The 21,622-nt window shown below is 43.5% G+C and carries 15 protein-coding genes; 7 read left to right on the forward strand and 8 right to left on the reverse strand.

Annotated elements, in window-relative coordinates:
* The first annotated feature begins 39 nt into the window (after positions 1 to 39).
* Complete coding sequence (gene narQ / locus OCV12_RS21100) at positions 40 to 1,770, forward strand: nitrate/nitrite two-component system sensor histidine kinase NarQ (RefSeq protein WP_261886032.1); 1,731 nt, start codon at positions 40 to 42, stop codon at positions 1,768 to 1,770.
* Positions 1,757 to 2,389 carry a response regulator gene (locus OCV12_RS21105; protein ID WP_008219279.1) on the forward strand — a complete coding sequence of 211 codons (633 nt, stop codon included), beginning with the start codon at positions 1,757 to 1,759 and terminating at the stop codon, positions 2,387 to 2,389. Before narQ ends, OCV12_RS21105 begins: the two co-directional genes overlap by 14 nt.
* 189 nt (positions 2,390 to 2,578) lie before the next feature.
* Here the strand turns inward: OCV12_RS21105 and dcuC are convergent, their stop codons facing one another.
* The 3 genes from dcuC to OCV12_RS21120 form a co-directional block, all read right to left on the reverse strand.
* Positions 2,579 to 3,946, reverse strand: a complete 1,368-nt coding sequence (gene dcuC / locus OCV12_RS21110; protein WP_123285646.1) for an anaerobic C4-dicarboxylate transporter DcuC — start codon at positions 3,944 to 3,946, stop codon at positions 2,579 to 2,581.
* Between the two features lie 440 nt (positions 3,947 to 4,386).
* Positions 4,387 to 4,893, reverse strand: coding sequence for a hypothetical protein (locus tag OCV12_RS21115; RefSeq protein ID WP_261886033.1), 507 nt, complete (start codon positions 4,891 to 4,893; stop codon positions 4,387 to 4,389).
* Complete coding sequence (locus tag OCV12_RS21120; protein ID WP_261886034.1) at positions 4,886 to 5,590, reverse strand: winged helix-turn-helix domain-containing protein; 705 nt, start codon at positions 5,588 to 5,590, stop codon at positions 4,886 to 4,888. The genes OCV12_RS21115 and OCV12_RS21120 overlap by 8 nt, the downstream gene beginning before the upstream one ends.
* A 356-nt stretch (positions 5,591 to 5,946) precedes the next feature.
* Between OCV12_RS21120 and OCV12_RS21125 the strand changes: the two genes are divergently transcribed.
* The 4 genes from OCV12_RS21125 (at position 5,947) to OCV12_RS21140 (ending at position 13,929) form a co-directional block, all read left to right on the forward strand.
* A complete protein-coding gene (locus OCV12_RS21125) occupies positions 5,947 to 8,166 on the forward strand; it encodes a lipase (RefSeq protein WP_261886035.1) in 2,220 nt (739 codons plus the stop codon).
* Positions 8,156 to 9,349, forward strand: a complete 1,194-nt coding sequence (locus OCV12_RS21130; RefSeq protein ID WP_261886036.1) for an outer membrane protein transport protein — start codon at positions 8,156 to 8,158, stop codon at positions 9,347 to 9,349. Before OCV12_RS21125 ends, OCV12_RS21130 begins: the two co-directional genes overlap by 11 nt.
* 193 nt (positions 9,350 to 9,542) lie before the next feature.
* Entirely contained in the window at positions 9,543 to 10,865 is a 1,323-nt protein-coding gene (locus OCV12_RS21135) for an efflux RND transporter periplasmic adaptor subunit (protein WP_176679598.1), read from the forward strand.
* The gene (locus OCV12_RS21140; protein WP_261886037.1) at positions 10,852 to 13,929 is read left to right on the forward strand and encodes an efflux RND transporter permease subunit; all 3,078 of its coding nucleotides are present in this window, start codon (positions 10,852 to 10,854) and stop codon (positions 13,927 to 13,929) included. Before OCV12_RS21135 ends, OCV12_RS21140 begins: the two co-directional genes overlap by 14 nt.
* A gap of 160 nt (positions 13,930 to 14,089) precedes the next feature.
* Here the strand turns inward: OCV12_RS21140 and OCV12_RS21145 are convergent, their stop codons facing one another.
* The 5 genes from OCV12_RS21145 to OCV12_RS21165 all read right to left on the reverse strand — a co-directional run bounded on the left by OCV12_RS21145 (position 14,090) and on the right by OCV12_RS21165 (position 19,313).
* Complete coding sequence (locus tag OCV12_RS21145) at positions 14,090 to 15,001, reverse strand: 2OG-Fe(II) oxygenase family protein (protein WP_261886038.1); 912 nt, start codon at positions 14,999 to 15,001, stop codon at positions 14,090 to 14,092.
* A gap of 269 nt (positions 15,002 to 15,270) precedes the next feature.
* Entirely contained in the window at positions 15,271 to 16,227 is a 957-nt protein-coding gene (locus tag OCV12_RS21150) for a polysaccharide lyase family 7 protein (protein WP_261886039.1), read from the reverse strand.
* A gap of 254 nt (positions 16,228 to 16,481) precedes the next feature.
* Positions 16,482 to 17,300, reverse strand: coding sequence for a DUF481 domain-containing protein (locus OCV12_RS21155; RefSeq protein WP_261886040.1), 819 nt, complete (start codon positions 17,298 to 17,300; stop codon positions 16,482 to 16,484).
* Between the two features lie 178 nt (positions 17,301 to 17,478).
* On the reverse strand, positions 17,479 to 18,375 hold the full coding sequence (locus tag OCV12_RS21160; RefSeq protein WP_261886041.1) for a hypothetical protein: 897 nt from the start codon (positions 18,373 to 18,375) through the stop codon (positions 17,479 to 17,481).
* A 221-nt stretch (positions 18,376 to 18,596) separates the two neighbouring features.
* The gene (locus OCV12_RS21165) at positions 18,597 to 19,313 is read right to left on the reverse strand and encodes a GntR family transcriptional regulator (protein ID WP_261886042.1); all 717 of its coding nucleotides are present in this window, start codon (positions 19,311 to 19,313) and stop codon (positions 18,597 to 18,599) included.
* A 317-nt stretch (positions 19,314 to 19,630) separates the two neighbouring features.
* On the opposite strand from OCV12_RS21165, the gene mngA reads away from it, so the two are divergent.
* Positions 19,631 to 21,565 carry a PTS 2-O-a-mannosyl-D-glycerate transporter subunit IIABC gene (gene mngA / locus OCV12_RS21170; RefSeq protein WP_261886043.1) on the forward strand — a complete coding sequence of 645 codons (1,935 nt, stop codon included), beginning with the start codon at positions 19,631 to 19,633 and terminating at the stop codon, positions 21,563 to 21,565.
* The last annotated feature ends 57 nt before the right edge of the window (positions 21,566 to 21,622 follow it).

The raw sequence follows: 21,622 nt of genomic DNA on the forward strand, positions 1-21,622 counted from the left end.
GATCTTGCTGGCAAGTCATTTATCAATAGGAAGGCTCTTTTGCTTATAAAACCGGTTTCATCTGTAACGAGTACGATAGCTAAGTCACTGCTATCTATACTGTTGTTGTCGGTTGCTACGACTGGCTTTGCTATCTTTACATTGGCTTCAAGTCTGAATGATGCAGAAGCGGTGAACGTCGCAGGTTCAATGCGAATGCAGAGCTACCGTCTAGCCCATGATATTCAAATAGAATCAGTTGATTATGATTCTCATATCCGTGAATTCGAAAGCTCTCTTTACTCACCGTCGATGACCAACTTAGTAAGTTGGGAAGTTCCGACAGACATCACAGAAGACTACTATCTAATCATTGGCCGTTGGCATGAGCTGAAACGCGTATTAAACAGTGAAGATCGCAAACACTATCTCGTGTTGGTTGAAAACTTCGTGACTGAAATTGATGGCTTCGTTTTTAAGCTGCAAGAGTTCTCTGAAGACAAGCTGATAAAACTGGCGTGGGCTGGTGGTATTGGTTTAGGCGGAATTCTCGTCATATCTCTTTTTGTTGTTCACTTTGTACGTAAACAGGTTGTTAAACCTCTACATGCTTTAGTGGGAGCGAGCCAGCGAATCAAGAACAGTGATTTTGAGGTAGAACTCAAAGTGACCAGTAGCAATGAAATGGGTATTCTGACGAAAACCTTCAACTCGATGGCGAAAGACCTCGGCGTGCTTTATCGCAATCTTGAAGATGTGGTGAATGCTAAGACGGTAGAACTACAAAATGCCAACCAATCACTGCAGGCACTTTATAACTCGTCACAAGAGCTCACGGTGACACGTATTGCTCCTGAAAACTTCCGAGCTATCTTGCAACACCTCGTGAGTTTGGAAGGAATAGAATCACTGAGACTTGAGATCGTAGATAACTCAGGCCGTTCATTGATTATGGATGAAGGTTACGATTCGAATTTAGATTACGAAAAGTTCGAGATGAAGTTGGATGATAACGAACTTATTCTTGGCTACTTGTACTGTTCTTATCACCACGGGCATTCTACCAAGGCGTTGATTGAGAGCTTTATTCAACTGTTATCTCGAGCTATTTATTATAATCGCGCCCAAAAGAAAGCCGAACAGCTTATTATTATGGAAGAACGTGCGACGATCGCACGTGAGTTACACGATTCACTGGCTCAATCACTGTCATACTTGAAAATCCAAGTTACATTATTAAAGCGTGTGATTGGTAAACTGCCAGAGCAGCAACACAGAGAGCAGTCAGAGCAAATCGCGTCGGAAATCGGTAATGGTTTGGCTGATGCCTATACTCAGTTAAGAGAGCTACTCACCACATTCAGGTTGACCATAAAAGAGGGCAACTTTGGAGATGCCTTGAGCACCATGCTTGAGGAACTCAGTGAAAGGACCGATGCGAAGATTAACCTCACCAATAATCTTTCATCGATTGAACTTGATGCACACAGTCAGGTTCACTTGCTTCAATTGATTCGTGAAGCAACAATAAACGCAATAAAACACGCCAATGCCGACTTGATAGATGTATGCTGTATCGATGAGGACGGTGAAGTGTTAGTCGTGATTAAAGATAATGGAGACGGCTTTGACTCAAGTAGTTCTAAAACGAACCACTATGGGATGAGCATTATGCAGGAGCGTGCGGCAAGACTGAATGGCGACTTAACGATTGAAGCGGCTCAAGGTGAAGGCTGTACAGTCATATTGAAATATAAAAGTTTGAAGGAAGTTAAAGTTGACGATTTGTAAAGTAATGCTGGTTGATGATCATCCATTGATGCGCAGAGGTATAAGCCAATTACTGAGCTTTGAAGACGAATTCGAAGTGATTGCAGAGGCAAGTAACGGCACTGAAGCAGTTGCTCTCGCTCATGAAGAAGAACCTGATTTGATCCTTTTGGATCTCAATATGAAAGGCATGTCTGGGTTAGATACCTTGAAAGCACTTCGTACTGACGGCTCAAGCGCAAACATTGTAATCCTAACTGTCTCTGACAGCCCGGCAGACATTGAAGCGATTGTAAAAGCGGGTGCTGATGGTTACTTGCTGAAAGACACTGAGCCTGATGAACTGATCGAACTGCTTAAGCAAGCACACAGTGGCGACAAAGCATACAGCAGTGTGGTTGCTCGTTACCTAAACGATGCTGGTAGCCGCAACGACATCTTCGACCAACTGACTGAACGTGAAATGCAGATCCTTCAAGAAGTCGCAAAAGGTTACCGTAACAAGCAGATCGCTGACCACCTGTTCATTTCTGAATCGACAGTTAAGGTACATATGAAAAGCTTGCTGAAGAAACTACAAGTGCCTTCACGTACCGCAGCAACCGTTCTTTACTTAGAACGTTATGGAGAAATGAAGTAGGGCTTGTTCCTTTGAAATCAAACTATTTCAAGCCGTACTGTTTATTTATATCTCCACAGCTTTAACCATGTTGAGAAAGTGATATTAAAAAGGCGCTGAACTTATTAAGTTCAGCGCCTTTTTTGTTTAAGCATTTTATATCTGTCTTCGTGTTCTGTTCTTAGTTAGTGGAACACAGGAACTTGAGGCTTAAGCCGTCATTGGAACCAACACAAGCGTACCGAAGATAACCGTGATAAGACCACAGATTACTGGTACCGATGTACGCTTAACAACTTCGAATGGGCTGATTTTACCCATACCTGATGTTGCTACCACTACGCCAGATACTGGAGAGATAGTACGACCTAGGTTTGATGCTTGAAGCATTGGGATAATTAGGAATGCAGGGTTTAAACCCATTTTCGCGGCTAACGATGGCGCAAGCTCTACGAAAGCGTAGAAAGGTGCGTTACCAGAACCTGTCGCGATAGCGGCAGCAACCGTAAGACCTGTTAGGATAAGCATCAGTGCGATACCGCCAGCACCAGCTGCTTCAGCAAGGCCGATTAGGTTATCAATTGCGCCGATAGACATTAAGCCTTGAGCAAATACACCCGCCGCAACCAACAGCATTACTACGCCTTTGAATGCTTCTGCCATGCCTTGGTAACAAGAGTCTAGGTCTTCTAGCGTTTTCTCACCGTCGAACTTCTTCACGACGTAATCGATGATCGCGCCTACGAAGATAGAGCCAACAACGATAGTGTAGATATCAAGCTTAAGACCTGGGATCGTACGGCCGTTGAATAGGAAAACACCGATGATTGGCAGGAATGGTAGAGCAGCGTAGAAAGCTGGCGCTGTTGTTTCAATTTCAGAAACGTCTACTTTTTCCATTGGTGTGTTTTCTTTCTTATCTAGGTACTTGTTCCAGAAGAAAGCAGCCGCAGCCATCACGATGATTGCACAGATAGACACTGGCAGTACTGTTTGAACTGCAAACACATCTAGGTCTAAGCCTGACTTTTCTGCAGCAATAACAACATCACCTGATGTAGGAGAAAGAATGATCGCAGCTGGAGATGCACATACCGCAACCGCAGCAGGGCGAGAGATACCCATTGCCGTCATCATTGGGAATAGTGTTGCCATCAATAGTACGCCAAGACCCGTTGCAGAACTTACTGCAAGAGACATTAGACACGCCACGATGTACGCAGCAACAAGCAGTGCGTATGGAGATTTGATAACAGACAGTGGCTTAGAGAACTGTTTCACTACCACGTTGTTTGCGCCGATGTGAGTCATGTAAGAAGCGAAACCACAAAGAAGCATGATTTGCATACCTAGGCCGCCGCCACGGTACTGAAGCATGTACTTAACGAATTCTAGTGAGTCGGTAACCATGTTACCTGTTGAAGCTACCTTAGCTGGTAAAACTGTGTGACCAATAAGGCCAGTAATAAGAAGTAGGGCAAGGCCAGCAGTTAATAATACGCCTGCTGCTTTATAGCCTTTTACAATAAAGTAACCAACAGCGATGGTAATCACTAATCCGATCAAGAGCTCTAACATAGAAATCTCCACAAAGTTTAAAAAATATAAGAAAGTGTTTCAGAATATGACAATGAATGTACAGAAAACTGCACTGTGGCACGAGGCATAGTTGAGGTTGATATGATCTAAGACAAATATTTTTTGCGATGTTAATTGTGGTTGTAAATCATGCATAACTACTGTTGTTTAGATGTTAATAAACAAATTATATCGTTCGCTAGAATATAGCTTGGATCACCTTTGTTGTGTGAGGTTGCATATAAAGGTTTTGATTTATAAAATTATGTTTTTTCTAGCTTAGTGGTTGAAATCAAGAGGAAAGGGTCATTTCTTACATTTAGGAAGGTATTTTTTGAATCTGAGGATTAGAATCTGACGCCTACTTTATTTGGGAAATAGCAGACGCCAGAGTTAAGTCTCACAAAAGTTACAGAGTTCGACCTTTTGGTGAGGAAGGGTTAGTTGATATTTACGTCCGGTTCCGAAATTGAATAAGCGGGCAAATCAGCACATGCCACCTTTTTGCAGAAATGAATCATTCCGCGTTGTGTTACCAATAACAGTTCTTTGTCATTCAATGGAATGTAGGTCATCGCATCGGAAGAGAGCACCGCACCTTCACTGATCATGACTTTCTCATAAAATGTGAGATCTCTATCTGGGATGATCTGCTCGTGTTGAGTCTCGTCTAACGAAATATCGTGTTGAGTGACAACGTAAGTTCCTGACGATGTGAAACCAGCTTCTTTAGTCGAAACATATAACAGCTCGTAACTATTATTCTTCTTAAACTCAATATTAACAGAAGCTTGATTATAAATTATTTTCTCAGGCGGATTGACCACTGATGCTGTATTGGCTAAATAATGACCTTTAAGGTGTTCTTTCGGAATAAAGGTTGTTAACCAGCCGACCAAAATACCTAATAGAGCGACGACAACGAATATCTGCTTTTTTTTATTCACAAGTAACTCCTTTAAATTCGCTAGGGAAGCTCAAAGATTTTCCTGAATTATCTATGATGATTTTTCGACCCTTATATTCATAAAGAGTGACGTTGTAGAGTTCTTTAAAGGTGAACTCGTCGGTCTCGATTGTACAAGAGATAAAATGTTGGCCTGTAAGGTCTTCGCCTAAACTATTTCTGTCTAAATAAGCAAACAAATAATGTGATAGACCCGCGGTCACTATAAATAAAGCAATTAGCGCTAACACATGGTTTGTCTTTTTCGTTGGGGCTGCTTTTTCTGCTGTCGAGCTTTCCTCTATAGAGCTCTCTGTTGGTTGTTCAGTTCGCTGCGTGGGTTGGGCTTGAATTTTACGCAATGCGCGTTCTTTATCTTGTGTTACTTGCCCTGCAAATCGGTAGCCTTTGCCGCGTTCAGTGACAATGATCATTCCACTCTTGTCTTCAAGCGCTTTTCGGCAGATAGAGATGGTTTGCATTAAGCTGCCATCTTCAACATAGATACCTTTCGATACCCATACTTGCTCAATTAGAACTTGGCGAGTAATCACCTCATTGGGTCTAGAGATCAAAAACTTAAGGAGCTCTGATTCGTTAGAACCTATTGGGTACGTACGGCCTGTCTTAAAGTGATGGATTTCACTCTCTTCTAAATTGACCTGTATATCATCATTGATAATAAATTCAGCAGACATCTGGGTTCTCATTGTAATAAGCGTTCTACCTAAATATAACAAATGTCGCTACAAATATAAACTTACTGATTTCGTTGTCTTTGATATTTAAGCTTATGATTTAAATTGAATTATCAACCTGATTAGATTTCCTTATATACCTTTTTGAGGTTGTTTAATGTGGTTTCAGGTGCTTGGTGTTAGTAGCTATTAGATCATTAACTGGTGACGCTGATTTAGTGGGTGTGGGTTAAGTGCTCAAATTTCTTACGTAGTTCTATCAACGTGTCATTCCAACTTCGTGTTGCCTTGCTCTCTGCGAATAAAAGTCGAACTTACCTCCGACTCAACCGGCAACTCAAATAACGATAAATCGCATGACCACACCAGTTAAATGCGAAAGCTACGAAGGAGCTGTTTTGAAAGAATTCAATAAGCCATATTTATGTGGACTAATCACGCTTGCCTTACTCGGCTGTCAGTCAGAAGACTCGACTCAAGAAGCCGTTTCAGTATTAGTTCCTTACAACATTAATGAATTACCAAAACCGAACGATGGATACGGGTATGACGACGACGGAACCATTACCGGAGTCGGTGAACACGCTGCCGCAATGTCATCGACCAATGATGCCTATTATCAGGACTACAACAACTCATACGCCGCTTTAGATGGTTGGGGACTTTGTGCAGAGCCTATTTTAATTCCGCTACAGAGTGTTAATTCAGATAAGCGTTATCCATTGAATAATGAAACCTTAACAGGGAACGTGGTGTTAATTAATGAGTCAACTGGTGAGGAAGTTGGTACTCAAATATCCGCTGATGGTTCCAATATTATTATTCAGTGCGAATCAGGATTAAAAGAAGGGACGATTTATTCGATCGTTGTGACTGATGGGGTAAAAACTGAATTTGACGAACCTTTAAAAGCAGACGCCAGTTTTGAGCAATTAATATACTCTGAGGCACAATTTAATAGCGAGAAGGAACAAGACCTTCATACTCAAGTTATCAGCGCTATAAGCTCATATGAAGATTTATATCCGGGTAAAGGAATTCCTGTATATGCAGCGCAGTTTAAAACTCAGAGTTCTTATGCTCCCTTGGATGCGATGAAATACAACCATGAGGTATTTGGAAGTTCCTTTACTAGTCAGTTAAATCCGATTACAGAACGGAAGAAAGATTACGATCTCTATACCAAACAGCTTAAGATTCCTTCCTATTTACCTTTTACTAAAGCGAGAGAATCAGAGTGTATCATTGATGAGTTTGAACCGAAGGAGAACTGTCCTCCACTTTACGAATGGATTACAAACATCGATGGTGGTTTTCCTACGGAAAGAGTCCCAACTCCGAAGATAACTGAAGAGTTAGATATAACTGCAGATATTTATGTTCCTAATGGATGGGACAAAAGTAGTCAGTTACCTACAGCAATATTTATTCATGGTGTTACTGCGGAGCGCGGTACAGCATCGTTGATGGCTGCGGAATATACAAAAAAAGGTTATGCCGTGGTTGCGATTGACATGCCATATCACGGGGAACGCATGCGTTATGACTCAAGTTCTGAACATGTGGAAATAAGCGCTAGAGCAAACAAGGCGTTCTTCATCAATATTGATTCTCCTTTAGCGCTTCGTTCTAACCTCCAGCAATCGGTGTCTGACTTTTTGGGGCTTCGTTACGCGTTGAGCCAAGAGCATTGGGTGAAAAAAGATGATGTTCACTTAATTGGACAATCCTTGGGTGGAATCATGTCGGTGATGGTCAGTGAATTTAGCCAGATTGAAGATGGTTTCCCAACTAATACTGATTTTGCATTCAACACGGTGAACTTTGTTGTTCCGGGGCAGGGGCTGACTAACTTGGTTTTGTCTTCGCAGACTTTAGGCCCTGAGATGTCTGAAGGTGTAAAGAAGTCTCCTGATGTTCAGCGTGGCATTGCTGAGACTGTCATTCCTGATATCTGTACCGCAGAGGCAACAAACCAGCAGTGCATTGAAGCACTTCGTGAGTTTGTCGCACTTTCAACAGATAACGCGCTGCTTGTGAGTCAGTTGGAGAATGACATCTTTGATCTGGTTGTAACTGACCTTAAACAAGGGGTTCAAGCAACGATTGATAGTGCTGATCCTGCTAGCTTCATCTCTCGTCAAGTTGAGGCTGAGCAACCAACGCTTTTGTTAGCAGCCGTCGGAGATTGTGGTGAAACCTGTGATGTAGGCGTTGATTACGTGCCAGACAGCGTAATTCCAAACACGGCGCCAGATAACATTCGCACTGGTACCGAGCCACTTATTACTGCACTTGGCTTAGACCCTATAACAGGCACATCAGAAAATATAAGTGAAAAACGTGGTGCTGTTAGAACCACCACGGGTGGGCACGGTACGTATTTGTTCCCGTATGAAGGTCCTGTTGATGAAGACGGGCTACCGGGTATGCCGGGAGAAAACATATCTGATGTACTGGAAGCTGTGGACACTCAACAAATCGCCGTTGCTTCAATGGTAATGAGTGACGGTGCAGTAGTCGTCATAAATAACGAAGATCACATCGAAACAGAGGTGCCTCAAGATGAAGAATAAACTTTTATTGGGCACTACAGTTGCTCTTGTCCCTTGTCTAACCAATGCAGCTGGTTTTCAACTGAACGCACAATCTGCAACTGGCTTAGGTCGTGCATTCGCTGGTGATGCTGTAATGGCAGATAGCGCAGCGATTGTAGCTAAGAATAGCGCTGCAATGGCATATATCGAACAACCTATGTTATCGGTAGGTGCTGTCTATATCGATAGCGGAATTGATGTGTCGAATGTCAGTTACACACCTTTAATGGGTGATACCACATCATTGGATGACCAAGAACTTAGCGCAGGTACGTTAGTGCCGAACATCCATTACGTCCATCCAATTCAAGACTCAAAGTTCACTTTGGGTGCTACCGTGCATTCCAATTTCGGCACTGATGTTGAGTTTGATGACTCATTTTCAGCAGATGAGTTTGGAGGAAAAACGGCACTCTCAAGCATCAACGTTGGCTTTGCTGTCGCTTATGAATTATCTGAAAAGATCAACTTGGGCGCAGGTATTGATGTTATCTACGGTGAAGGTGAAATTCACCGTAAGAACCTACTTGATGTTGATGCCGACGGTTTTGGTTTAGGTGCCAATATTGGTGCAACGTATCAGGTAAATGAGCGCAATAAATTTGGTATTACTTACCGTTACAGCCCCGATATTGAAGTGGAAGGTGACATTACCAAAGGCGGTGTCCCTGCCGACAAGATGAATGTTCCGTTACCAGACACTCTAGAGTTTTCCGGTTGGCACCAGCTCAACGAACAGTGGGCTTTCCATTACAGCCTACAGTGGGTGAACTGGTCTGAATTTGACTCGCTAACATCTGACTCTTATGACGACTCAATTAAAGAGTACCAATGGAAAGATGCAGGGCATATTTCTGTCGGTGGTACGTACACCATGTCGAAAGACATCGTTCTACGAGCGGGTTACATGTACGACATTTCCCCAACTGACGAACTCACATCGTTATCAATTCCTGATGTTAACCGTCATTGGCTAACGGTCGGAGGGACATATAACTTCACGGCTGCCAGTTCTGTGGATATTGGTGTCGGATTTATCATCGGAGAATCACAAGATATTGACGAAAGCCTGACGACGATCCCAGGAACGAGTTCCAATATAACTGCTGATGTGACTGCTGATGCCTTACTCCTAGGTGTACAGTATCAGCATCGTTTTTAACTTTTACTTTGGAGTTCAGAACGTAAAAATTTAGGAATCATATAAAAATTGCAGGGCTCGACAGTGAGTTGAGCCCTTTTCTCATTATTAGCTGTTTAGCATTATTTAAATAGCTGGAAGCTCATTAAGTAAGAAATAGCTGCTTAGAAAAACGTTTTAATTCAGACGAATTCAACGGTTATGGTTATTAAAAATGAAATTTACAAAGCTTAGTAAAACAATCTGTTTGGCACTGTTTGCCTTACATATCTCTCCATCGTTTGCCCAAGACTCAAACTTAATTCCTGTGACTATCGAAAAAGCTCACAAACAAGCATTCACTTCTTCAATCAACGAGGTTGGCAAAATCAGGGCAACGGATTCTGCTGCATTAACATTTAGTGCCTCCGACAAAATTCTCAACATCCATTTCAAAGATGGAGATTCAGTTAAAAAAGGCGAACTGATCGCTCAACTGGACAATACCAAAGCGAAAGCCGATTTAGACAAAGCAAGAAGCTCTCTAGCGTTAGCAAAGTCGAAATTAAAACGTGTACAAGAATTACTAAAGAAACAGCCTGACTCTATGTCTCAACAAGATGTGGAAGAACTGGGAGAACAGGCGAACCTAGCCGCAGCTGATTTCCGTCAGAAAGAAGCGCTGATGAATGACTATTTATTGGTCGCGCCATTTGATGGGCAGCTAACTAATTTCACCCACTCAGTGGGCAGTAAGATTGATAGCGCAACCGCGTTGGTCAGTTTGATCAAACTCGATCCTGTCGAAGTTCAGTATTCCATTGGACAGTCGGACTTAGGCAACGCAAAGCTTGGGCAGAATGTTTCCATCCAAGTTGATGCATTTGTCGATGAAGCGTTTTCTGGCGTGGTGGATTACATTGCGCCAGCGGTGGACGAAAGCTCAGGCCGTGTAGAAGTGCACGCGCACGTGACTAACCCGGAGCATCGCTTAGTTCCGGGTATGTTTGCCAAAGTAAGTCAGATGACGAGCGAAGATTCAACGCAGATGGTGGTTTCTCAAAACTCCGTTCAAGCCAAAGATGCAGAGCGTTTTGTTTGGGTCGTGAATGGCGAAAAAATCGAGCAACGTATTGTCGAATTAGGCGTGAATACTAACGATGGTTACGTTGTTGTAGAGAAAGGTTTGAAGCTTGGCGATAACGTCGTTGTGACGGGACAACAGAACCTTAAGAAAGCGTCGTTAGTTAAGGTCATGAACCCAAATGCTGAACAGAAAACTGTTGAGTTAATAACGGAACCGACAAGCAAAGAGAACACTCAGAAGACCGCTGAGCCTAAAGTAGAAAAGACCGTAACACAGGTGGACGAAGCACATCCAATTGAACCTTCGGTTGATTGGACGGAAGCATCGAAAGGTGTAGATGAAGCGATCAACGAAAACAGCGAGCAAGCAGAGACTAGCGCGGCTGTTGAGGAATCATCAAGCGAAACTCACAGCAAGGAAACATTAAGCAAGGAAGCTGGAACGAAGGAGAATCTGAATGAAGCTTCCTGAGATATGTATCAAGCACCCTGTGTTTGCGTCAGTTCTGAGCATCACCATTGTTTTGCTTGGGCTTTTGTCGTTTCAAAAGCTCTCAATCCAATACTTTCCAGAACATAAAACACCGTCAGCAACGGTAACGGCTGCGATTAATGGCGCTAGTGCTGAGTTCATGTCGCGTAATGTGGCAGATAAGCTCATTACCGCTGCAACAGGCCTCGACAGCGTGAAAACCATGACGACGGACTGTCAGGAAGGCACGTGTAATCTAAAAATCATCTTTGAAGACGACATTGATGAAGTTGAATACACAAGCCTGATGAACAACCTGCGCAGCAGCGTTGAAGCGATTGGTGATTTCCCGCCGAGTATGACGGATAAGCCAACGGTCACGGATGATTCTTCTGACACCAGTATGCCGAGTAACATCATCACGTTTGTGAATACTGGCAAGATGTCTAAGCAAGACATGTACGACTACATTAGCCAACAAGTCGTGCCTCAATTTAAGCACATCCAAGGTGTGGGTGGCATTTGGGGACCGTATGGTGGTAGCGAGAAGGCGGTGCGTGTTTGGTTGCAACCGGATCGCATGATGGCGCTCAATATGAGTGCATCCGATGTTGTTGGAACATTGAGCTCATACAACGCAACGTTTACCGCAGGTACCATCAAGGGGCAGGTGCGAGATTTCTCCATCAACCCAGTCAACCAAGTAACCAGCGTTGATGATGTAAGAGACTTAGTGGTTCGTGTTGATAACGGTAAGATCATTCGTATAGGTGATATTGCTGAAGTCAAAATGGGTGAGGTGAGTCTTACACCAAGTATTCTGCGTGTAGATGACAATCTAGCGATGTCGATTCAGGTGTTGCCACTGAAAAGTGAAAACCCAGTAACCGTTGCGAATAAAGTTAAGACACAGATTGATGTGATTCAGCCTCAGTTGCCAGAAGGCATTGAGATGAAGATGGTCTACAACCAAGCCGATTTCATTAAAACCGCAATTGATGAAGGCTTCATGACTTTAGTTGAAGCGATAGTTTTGGTTTCAGCGGTTGTGGTTCTGTTCCTTGGCTCTTTTCGAGTTGCTTCAATTCCGATCATCACCATTCCAGTGTGTGTGATCGGTGTATTTGCTGTCATGCATTTACTTGGATTTAGCATCAACGTACTGACGATTCTGGCTATCATTCTCGCCATTGGTTTGGTGGTTGATGATGCGATTGTTGTGGCTGAAAACTGCTACCGTCATATCGAAGAGGGTGAAACTCCGTTCAATGCTGCAATTAAAGGGTGCCGAGAGATCGTCTTCCCAGTGATTGCGATGACGCTAACTTTGGCGGTTGTTTACTTACCAATTGGCTTGATGGCTGGCTTAACCGCCGATCTATTCAGGCAGTTCGCGTTCACACTTGCTGCAGCGGTGATCATCTCTGGATTTGTGGCGTTAACACTCTCACCAGTGATGAGCGCTTACTTAATGAAGCCAGTTTCAACGCCAGCAAAGTGGTACCAAAAGGTCGATGCAAAACTCAATGTACTGTCTGACGTGTACACCAAGGAGCTAGGTAAGTGGTTTGAACGGAAAGCCCTGATGAGTGGTATCGCCTTGGTTCTAATTGCGTTGTCTGCGTTAGCGGTTTGGAAGATGCCTCAAGTGCTGCTTCCAACGGAAGACACGGGTTTTGTTGAGGTGACGTCAACGCCTCCAACAGGAGTAGGCCGTCAGTATCACCTCGATAACAACGAACAGTTAAACAGCGTGTTTAAAGGCGATGAATCGGTTGAAGCGAACCTGTCTTACATTGAAGGTACACCGACCAATCACGTTTTGCTAAAACCATGGGGAGAGCGTGACCAATCTGCAGATGAGCTGGTGAACGAGTTTATTGCCAAAGCGCAAAGTTCAGTCTCTGCGTATGGCATGTCTTTCAAGGTTCGTTCAGCGGATAACCTAAACATTGCTACCAATATGATTCTTGAGCTAACGACGGTTAACCGCGATACGACAGTGTTGTCTGAAACGGCGAGCAAAGTGGTAGAGGCACTTGAGAATTACGAGGGTGTGACCAACATTAAGAACTCAATGTTGCGTGACCAGTTACGCTATGACTTATCGATTGACCGCAATGCGATTGTGTTGTCTGGCGTGGATTACGGCAATGTCACCAATGCGTTATCGACATTCCTTGGTTCAGTGAAAGCCGCGGATTTGCAAGCGGATGATGGCTATACATACCCAATCCAAGTTCAAGTCAACCTGAGCGATCTTGGTGATTTCAAGGTATTGGATAAGCTGTATGTGGATTCACAATCGGGACAAAGGCTTCCTTTGTCTCAGTTTGTATCGATTAAACAAGTGACGTCGGAATCGAACTTTAAGACATTCATGGGTAAAGACAGCGCTGAAATTACGGCTGACTTGATGCCCGGATATACGGCAAGTGATGTGAAAGCGTATATTGATGATACGGTTCCAAGCTTATTGAAACCGGCGCAGAGCTACGAATTTAACGGCATTGTAAAAGATCTCGTTGATTCAACCGCCGGTGCACAGGTGCTATTCGTATTGGCGTTGATTTTTATCTTCCTGATTCTGGCAGCGCAATTTGAAAGCTTTGTCGACCCTATGATCATCTTGCTAACGGTTCCGTTGTGTATCGTAGGCGCGATTCTAACGCTATCGGTATTTGGCCAAAGCCTTAACATTTACTCAAAAATCGGGTTGCTGACTTTGGTCGGCCTTGTCACTAAACACGGTATCTTGCTGGTGGAATTTGCGAACGAGAAACGTAAATCGGGTGCGAGTGCGCAAGAAGCGGCGATCAGCAGTGCACGTTCAAGATTACGTCCTATCTTGATGACGTCACTCACGATGATCCTAGGTTCATTGCCGTTAGCATTGGCTGATGGACCGGGTTCATTGGGTCGTATTAACATTGGTTTGGTACTGGTCGGCGGCTTGTCTGTCGGAACTTTCTTCTCATTGTTCTTAGTGCCAGTCGCGTATGTCGGTATGGCCAACCTAAAGCAAATGGATGTGTTGACTCGATTACGAACCAAACCAGCATAATCTAGCTAATCGATTACGATTAACGTAATTGAAGATACAAAAAGCGCCCACCAAAATTATGGTGGGCACTTTGTTATGTATTGTATTAGTCGCTTGAACAAGCTAATCCGAACCGAACCGACTAAAACGGAGCGAAGCTATCTAGAATGGTGGAACCTATCTAAAATGGCGCGAAGCTGTCAGGCACAACCTTAGGGACAGTCCAACGCTGATGAGCGTCTACCGGTTCCAATCCTGAGTTGTGCTGTGGGATCTGTCCACGGTCGCCATACAACCACAATACGAAGTTAGAGCGCTCACCACTGGTAATAGGCAGTGCTGCGTGTGCTACGTTTCCTCGGTGGATCATTGCCATGCCGGGTGTAAATGTCGCCTCATTCATTTTGCCTGTTGCCGGGTCATAAAAGTTGAGTGCAGAGCCTGAAAACGCTTCATCGGGTAAATTCAGGTTGATATTGAGCGTCACAGAAGATGCATCAGTATGAAGGCGCAAAGATGTGTCTTTGTTCGCTTGATACTGAATAGAGAATCCAAAAGTTTGCGTATCGTACCCCATTATTTCTGGGAACAACAAACGCGCAACTGGACGCATGTAACTGTCGAGCAGATCGCGATAAAACGCTTGGAAACTCGGCGCTGCTAAGTAGCCTTCAGACCGGCTGTCTAGCATCGCACCACCTCGATTGAGGACGATGCCATAAGGCGGACGCAATGGGATTTGAGCGTTTGATACTTCTTCTAAGTAATCGCGCAGTCCGACTAAACGCTCAGGGTCAAAAAACTGGAATTTAAACACACCAGGAGAGACTTCTTGGAGTAAGTCTTGCACTGCAATTTCTTTCGTTGGATCTTGCCACGCCTGTTTAACGGCTTCACGCAGACGAGCGTCCAGTAATGAATCATCGAAATTTAGCTGGCTGCCTTCTTCTCTCACTTCCCACTCTTTCCAAGCTTCACTGAACAGACTTTTATTGTTGTCCCAAAACTGTTGCACAGAAGGAGCTCGTTGAAGCATCGCTTCGCGTGTTGGTAAATCGATGGCGCGTGCACGCTCTAATTGATTAGATAACATAATGTATTCGCTCCTTTTGTTTGCTTGAGTCCAATCTATTACACCAAGGTTTGTAGATAAACGGGGCGTTACGCAAAACAGAATTAACGTTTTCTATATAATCAACAGGAAATTGAGAAGAAAGGGAAGGCGAACAAGATGGTTCTATATTGGTGACTAAAAGCAAAAACAGCGCATGGCTGAAGGAATCAATGCGCTGTTTATAGAGAGTGGGAGCTTAACGGGTTAGAGCCTGCTGTTCGTTGTATCTAAGATTTAGTTAAGCGTGATTAGTTATGATCAATATTGATCTTCGAGAAACTGACCGAGAACACTTGCCCTGCAAACTCTCTTGAAGGTTTTATTTGAGCGTAAAGGCCGGCTTTAAAGTAGTACTCTTCCTCTAACCATGCCTTTGAAAGGGTAACTTTGTTGCCATCGCGGTCTTCTGTTTCGATACCCCAAGGTAAGAATTGCTCTGTTAATTCATCATTAATGAGTGTTGAAAGGTAAATACCCTGGTCATTGAGACGAATTGTATAATCCCAATCGAGGTTCGCAGGCGCGTAGCCTAGGTTGACACTAAAAGGCTTACAGTCGCTGCAAACTTGGTTTCCTGACAAAAAGGAATCATTTAGAACGACACGTACTGGTTTGTTTTCACCATCCCACTGCAACTTCACGAGCGCTTGTTTAATGTCTTTACCATGGATTTGGCCAAGAACCACTTTTGGGTCACTACCCGTTACATCTTTATCCGGAAATTGATCAACGCTTAGTGTTGCTTTGAGTTCATGTGTTCCTGTTACTGCCCAGTTTTGCTCTTTAGTGCTGCAACGATTTTCGGAATCATAGTTGTATAGCTCACGAAGCTCAGAACGAACGTATTTTGTGTTTGGTGTTGTAGAAACTTGGCCGCCAAGATCGACTGTAAATTTGAGACGCTCTTCTCCGTTAACTGATTCACGAGAGAACCAAGGGAGATTAGTGCCGTTGGTTAAGTACTCTTTACCATTGCATTCTTGGGGAATGAGCTCGGCTGCGCTACTACGACCATTTTCGTAATAATCGTCGCCACTGAATGGAAGGGTGATTTTCCATTGTTCTATGTTCCAGTTACAGTCGGTACATGTTGTAAGGTCTGATTGGTCGCTTGTAGCGTTGGCTTCGCAGCCTGTGAGTAATAAACCGCTAGAAATAAGTGCAGCAATCTTGAAGTATTTTAAAGTGTGTTGAGAGTTGAACATAAAAATTTATTTGTAATACAAAAGGTAGGCGAACTTTAGCGATAAATTACGGGGTTTTCATTGGTTCAATAGTGGTTTTACATTTATCTGACAGAGCTTTGAGCGACCGATTCCAGAAACACATCTCAATACAATTTTTCTAAGTAATGGAAGTAGGCGTTGGGTCAATGAAGTAACGTTTTTTATAGGTTCTAGTAATGATTGGCTGGACGATCACGCAAATCCTTTTGCATGTTCGATGGGGGAAACTTTTCTTAAAAGTCGTAATTTAGGTTCATTGAACTGTAGATCTCGCTGTTGCTTTGGTCTGAGGCGACAGTGGTGTTGTAAATGTATTCGGTATCAAACGTTAGTGCTAAATTGCCCATCAGAATGTTCTTTAAATAGCCCTTTAGGTTGTAGTTTGTGTTCTCTTCACCGTAGGCCATGTTTGCAGTTGCACCCATAGAGAACGTTTCAGTAAGCGTTAGCGAGCCATCAATACTGGCATTAACGATCAGCTCGTAGTTCTCTTTGTTTGGGAACTCTTCGTCGGAGGATTGTCGTTTACTGATTCGATAACCCGGACCCGCAGAGCCTTGAAGCTTGATTCTTTCGGTATCGTAAAAGTGACGACCCAATCCGGTCGCGGTAATGAATTGTTTACGATAGGTACCATAGTGGTCGTGTTCAAAACGGGTTGTCGCGACTAAGTAAGTCACCTCGTTCAAATCATAACTAATGCCATAGTTGGTGGTATAGCGATTAGTACCATCTTCATCATTTTCAGCATCGGTATAATAGGTATCGAACTGGACTCGTTGTCCCCAGTTTTCCTTTTTGTAGCCTACGGATATTCCAGAATTAATAGACAAAGATGAACTGGTGTTTTGAGAGTAGATAAAACCCAATTTGGTTAACGTCGTGAAGGGCGATTCAACTTCTGGTTCCGCCTTTTCTTCCAATATAGCTTCATCTTGTAAGGCTTGTTCTTCTGTAAATTCAAGTTGCTCTGTAAGCTCAAGTGGTTCTGTAAGTATGGGCTCTTCGGTCGGTACCGTTTCTTCAGCAAACAATGGCATGGATAAGACCATTATGACCAAAGGTAACGGGTTGAAATGGAGTTTATTTAGAGCTGAGTTTTGTATTAGACGTATTGTTCTTGAGATAGCGTAGATCGACATAATGGCTAGGTACTTAAGTGATTGAACACGACCAACTAACAGTTAGTCGTGATGAGTGGTCAGTGTTCGAGTCGAAAGATGGACTGAGTTACGACGCAATAGGTAAAGGGGAGAAGATGGTTTTAATCTCAGAGAAACCGTTGCCACGATGAGGGTTAAAATCTTCAATGTGCACAAAGAATTCAAGGATTTCAGAAGGTTTGTCGTCTTCAATTAATAAGAACTCCAGCAAGCCTTTCTCGATATGGCATGAAAGAATGGTCTCATTGGAATGACCAGCCGAAACCTGCTCAACATTGATCACGACACTTGTTTCAGGCAATACATTGAAAGAATCCTGAGCGCATTTAAGAACACAACTGCACACATACTCTCGATACAGTGCATTACTTTCAGATAGAGAGAGGGTCTCTAGCTTTACCTCACCTTGGCACAATACCTTTTTCTCTTTAGGGATGACGTTGTGCTTATTCACCTGAATATTGATTTCTAACAGGTGGCCGTTCTTATAGGTATTAAAGTGATGATTGATCAGCTTAGTGTCGACCACTGCGGCGTTCATCGTGTTTTGTTGAGCTTCAGAAAGGGCAGACAGCTTCGCTTGGCTATCGTTATTCAAAACACCTTTCGACAATTGATTGCCTTTTGCCCAGTAGCTGTAGTTCTGCACCCAATGTACAAATTCAGTTTTGTATTGTTCGATGTCTTTCTCTGCCGCTCGCTCAATATTGGCAGTGAGGGAATACAATTTAGATTTGTTGCCCAGAAGCATGTCGAGCCAGTTGGGTTTGTACTCGTCGAGCGCTTCCATGGCTTTGACTTTATGGTCGAAGCGAACCGTTGGCATTACAGGTGCCGGTTCCATGGCAATCGACTCCCAATTCACTTTAGGTGTAGGGATGGTATGGACGGATTGGATTAAGTGCAGGTGTTGATTGAACAAGGTCACTTCATTGACCGCGTCCTCAAGTTGTTTGGTATTCATCTACATTCCTGTCGACGGTTGCTCTTGTCATTGGGCGTTCATTTTATGGTCAAAGTGTACGAACGGTATTTGAATGAAGGTGAATGATCTTTCGTGAGGTTATTTGATATCGGTTTAGGAATATTTGGGGTGGTTGAAACTAGTATTATGAGTAGGGGATGTGCATCAACACAGAGAACAGGCGCCCTCTGTGTTGGCTATATGCGGTGCTAGATTAAGTCTTACCTTTGGCGTCTGGCGACCAAAGTGAATCGGTAATCGTTAGATGTGAAGTAGTTGCGGCTGTATTCAAATACCGTGTTATTGGCTAGGTAACCACGAGTACGTTTTTCAATAATAGGCTGAGCTGGGTCAATACCTAACTGTCTAGCAACGTCTTCAGGTGGAAGGATAGGTACCAGTTCTTGCTCACTTCGATCAATCACCATACCTTTGGTGTTTTCAATAAAGTCATATTTTGATGTTTGCATGACTTGATACGTAAGGTCTGGGAACAGAGCAACAGGCAACCAGGTTTCTTCAACCGTGATTGGGTTGTTGTCGATGAAACGGACACGCTTTACGTAAAAAACCAATTCGCCTTCTTTGATATCTAAGTGTTCAGACATCGCTAAAGAACAGGGCTTCATTTCAAAAGCCAGCACTTCACTGTGGGTAACGACATCCAAATGTGCCCACTTTTCTTGAAAGCTAGACTGTTTATAGATGTCGTAATTGATTTTGTTCTCTTTAACGTAAGTGCCGCTGCCTTGCACGCTTTCAAGTTCATCATTTTCGATCAGTAGCTTCAGCGCTTGTCTAACCGTTACACGGCTGACAGAAAATACTTCGCGTAACTGCGCTTCTGTTGGAAGTGCTTCTCCAACCTTATATTCACCAGAACTGATCTTTTCTCGTATTGCATCTGCGATTTGGCGATACATCGGGAGTCTTGCCATTTTTGCCTCATTTGTGCGCTAGAACAACTAGACTTTGTTTAACAACCTGTACCTTAAATACGTAAATTTGCTCTATATAAGCCCTGCTCTCAAGGTTAGTGTGAGCATCGTATCGGTGTTTTGTAGTACATATAATACAAATTAAACGATACATAACAAGCTTTCTTAAAGTATTCACCAACACTATTTAAATACAAATTAAATACAAATATGTATTGGTGAGATCGTGATCACGGATTAAATGTCTTGAAGTTGTATTATTATCATCGTCGGCAGGGACGACTGTCGTACTAATCCGTGACTATGGGACAAAGGTTATGAAACTTACTACTCTAACGAATAAGTCGCTCGTAAATCTGCAAACTACGTTTAGCAGTCGAGAAGAAGCGATTTACGCACTTGCTGACCAACTGGATCAGCAAGGCAAACTGCACAACAAGCAAGAGTATCTTGATGCAGTATTTGCTCGTGAAGAGCAAGGCCCGACAGCGCTTGGTGAAGGCCTAGCAGTACCGCACGGCAAGACTGACGCGGTTAAAGAAGCTGGCTTCGCTGTGGCAACACTTAAAGAAGACATGAAATGGAAAGGCCTAGATGAAGACGAAGATGTGAATCTTATCTTCTTAATTGCTATTCCAAATGCAGAAGCGGGTTCTACCCACATGCACCTGCTGACCGAACTGACAACTACATTGGTTGATGACGATGTTCGTGAAGCAGTATTAAAAGCGACAACCGCTGATGAAATCTTCGCACTTCTTGATGGCGATAATCAGCAAGAAGAAAAACAAGACAATTTAGATACAAATGCGCCGACAATTGTATGTGTTACTGCTTGCCCAGCAGGCATTGCTCACACCTATATGGCGGCTGAGTACCTAGAAAAAGCGGGCAAAAAGCTTGGCTACAAGGTTCATGTTGAAAAGCAGGGCGCAAACGGTATTGAAGATCGCTTAACGGCTGAACAACTGAATAATGCTGTAGCATGTGTTTTTGCTGCTGAAGTAGCGATTAAAGAAGTGGAGCGTTTTAACGGAATCCCTCGTGTTGAAACGCCAGTTGCAGAACCGATTAAACACGGTGAACGCATTCTCAATGAAGCGATAGAAGAGTCGAAAAAAGGTAACGGTGCAGAACGCACAGTGGCTACTGATGACAAGCCTAAGAAATTGCCACTGAAAACTGAGCTTAAACAAGCGCTGCTTTCTGGTATTTCTTACGCAGTTCCTCTTATCGTTGCTGGTGGTACTGTTCTTGCGGTTGCTGTTCTTATCGCGCAAATTTTTGACCTGCAAGAGCTTTACGCAACAAAAGATTCTTGGTTGTGGATGTATCGTAAATTAGGTGGCGGCCTACTGGGTACATTGATGGTGCCAGTATTGGCGGCTTACACAGCTTACTCATTAGCCGACAAGCCGGCACTTGGTCCTGGTTTTGCCGCGGGTATCGCAGCAAACATCATCGGTTCTGGCTTCCTAGGCGGTGTTGTTGGTGGTTTGATTGCTGGTTACGTAATGCGTTGGGTAAAAGAGCATGTTCGCTTGGGTCCTGCGTTTAACGGTTTCCTTACTTTCTACCTTTACCCTGTGATTGGTACTTTGGTGGCAGGTAGCTTGATGCTGTTTGTTATCGGTAAACCTGTAGCGTTCCTAAACCAAGGGTTAACGGACTGGTTGAACGGTATGTCAGGCACTAACGCATTGTTATTGGGTGCGATTCTAGGTCTGTTTGTATCATTCGACTTAGGTGGTCCGGTAAACAAAGCTGCTTACGCATTCTGCTTAGGTGCAATGGCGAACGGTGTTTATGGTCCTTACGCAATCTTTGGCTCAGTAAAAATGGTATCGGCGTTCACGGTAACGGCTTCAACCATGATTGCTCCACGCCTATTTAAAGACTTTGAGATTGAAACCGGTAAATCTACATGGCTACTTGGCCTAGCGGGTATTACCGAAGGTGCAATCCCAATGGCGATTGAAGATCCAATCCGTGTAATCGGCTCATTCTTACTAGGCTCTGTGGTTACAGGGGCAATGGTGGGTGCGGCAGGTATTGGTCTATCAACTCCGGGCGCAGGTATCTTCTCTATCTTCTTGTTACACGATTCTGGTTTGGGCGCATTCTCTGCTGCTGCAATCTGGTTCGGTGCTGCCATTGTCGGCACAGTGATTTCAACCATTACTCTTCTAATGTGGCGTGGTCACGCTGTAAAAAAGGGTAAGTTTGAAGCAAGTACTGCAACACAGAACTAACTAAATTTTGAGCTCACTTATAGCTCGTAATTAAAAACACCTTATAAAAAATAACGA

Origin of the sequence: Vibrio pomeroyi, assembly GCF_024347595.1 — a bacterium.
In the GTDB taxonomy this organism is placed as follows: domain Bacteria; phylum Pseudomonadota; class Gammaproteobacteria; order Enterobacterales; family Vibrionaceae; genus Vibrio; species Vibrio pomeroyi.

Coding starts and splice junctions, on each gene's coding strand:
- OCV12_RS21155 (WP_261886040.1), bottom strand. CDS start 17,300: ATGGTCTTATCCATGCCATTGTTTGCTGAAGAAACGGTACCGACCGAA.
- OCV12_RS21125 (WP_261886035.1), top strand. CDS start 5,947: ATGACCACACCAGTTAAATGCGAAAGCTACGAAGGAGCTGTTTTGAAA.
- OCV12_RS21130 (WP_261886036.1), top strand. CDS start 8,156: ATGAAGAATAAACTTTTATTGGGCACTACAGTTGCTCTTGTCCCTTGT.
- OCV12_RS21160 (WP_261886041.1), bottom strand. CDS start 18,375: ATGAATACCAAACAACTTGAGGACGCGGTCAATGAAGTGACCTTGTTC.
- OCV12_RS21140 (WP_261886037.1), top strand. CDS start 10,852: ATGAAGCTTCCTGAGATATGTATCAAGCACCCTGTGTTTGCGTCAGTT.
- OCV12_RS21145 (WP_261886038.1), bottom strand. CDS start 15,001: ATGTTATCTAATCAATTAGAGCGTGCACGCGCCATCGATTTACCAACA.
- OCV12_RS21165 (WP_261886042.1), bottom strand. CDS start 19,313: ATGGCAAGACTCCCGATGTATCGCCAAATCGCAGATGCAATACGAGAA.
- OCV12_RS21135 (WP_176679598.1), top strand. CDS start 9,543: ATGAAATTTACAAAGCTTAGTAAAACAATCTGTTTGGCACTGTTTGCC.
- OCV12_RS21120 (WP_261886034.1), bottom strand. CDS start 5,590: ATGTCTGCTGAATTTATTATCAATGATGATATACAGGTCAATTTAGAA.
- dcuC (WP_123285646.1), bottom strand. CDS start 3,946: ATGTTAGAGCTCTTGATCGGATTAGTGATTACCATCGCTGTTGGTTAC.
- OCV12_RS21150 (WP_261886039.1), bottom strand. CDS start 16,227: ATGTTCAACTCTCAACACACTTTAAAATACTTCAAGATTGCTGCACTT.
- mngA (WP_261886043.1), top strand. CDS start 19,631: ATGAAACTTACTACTCTAACGAATAAGTCGCTCGTAAATCTGCAAACT.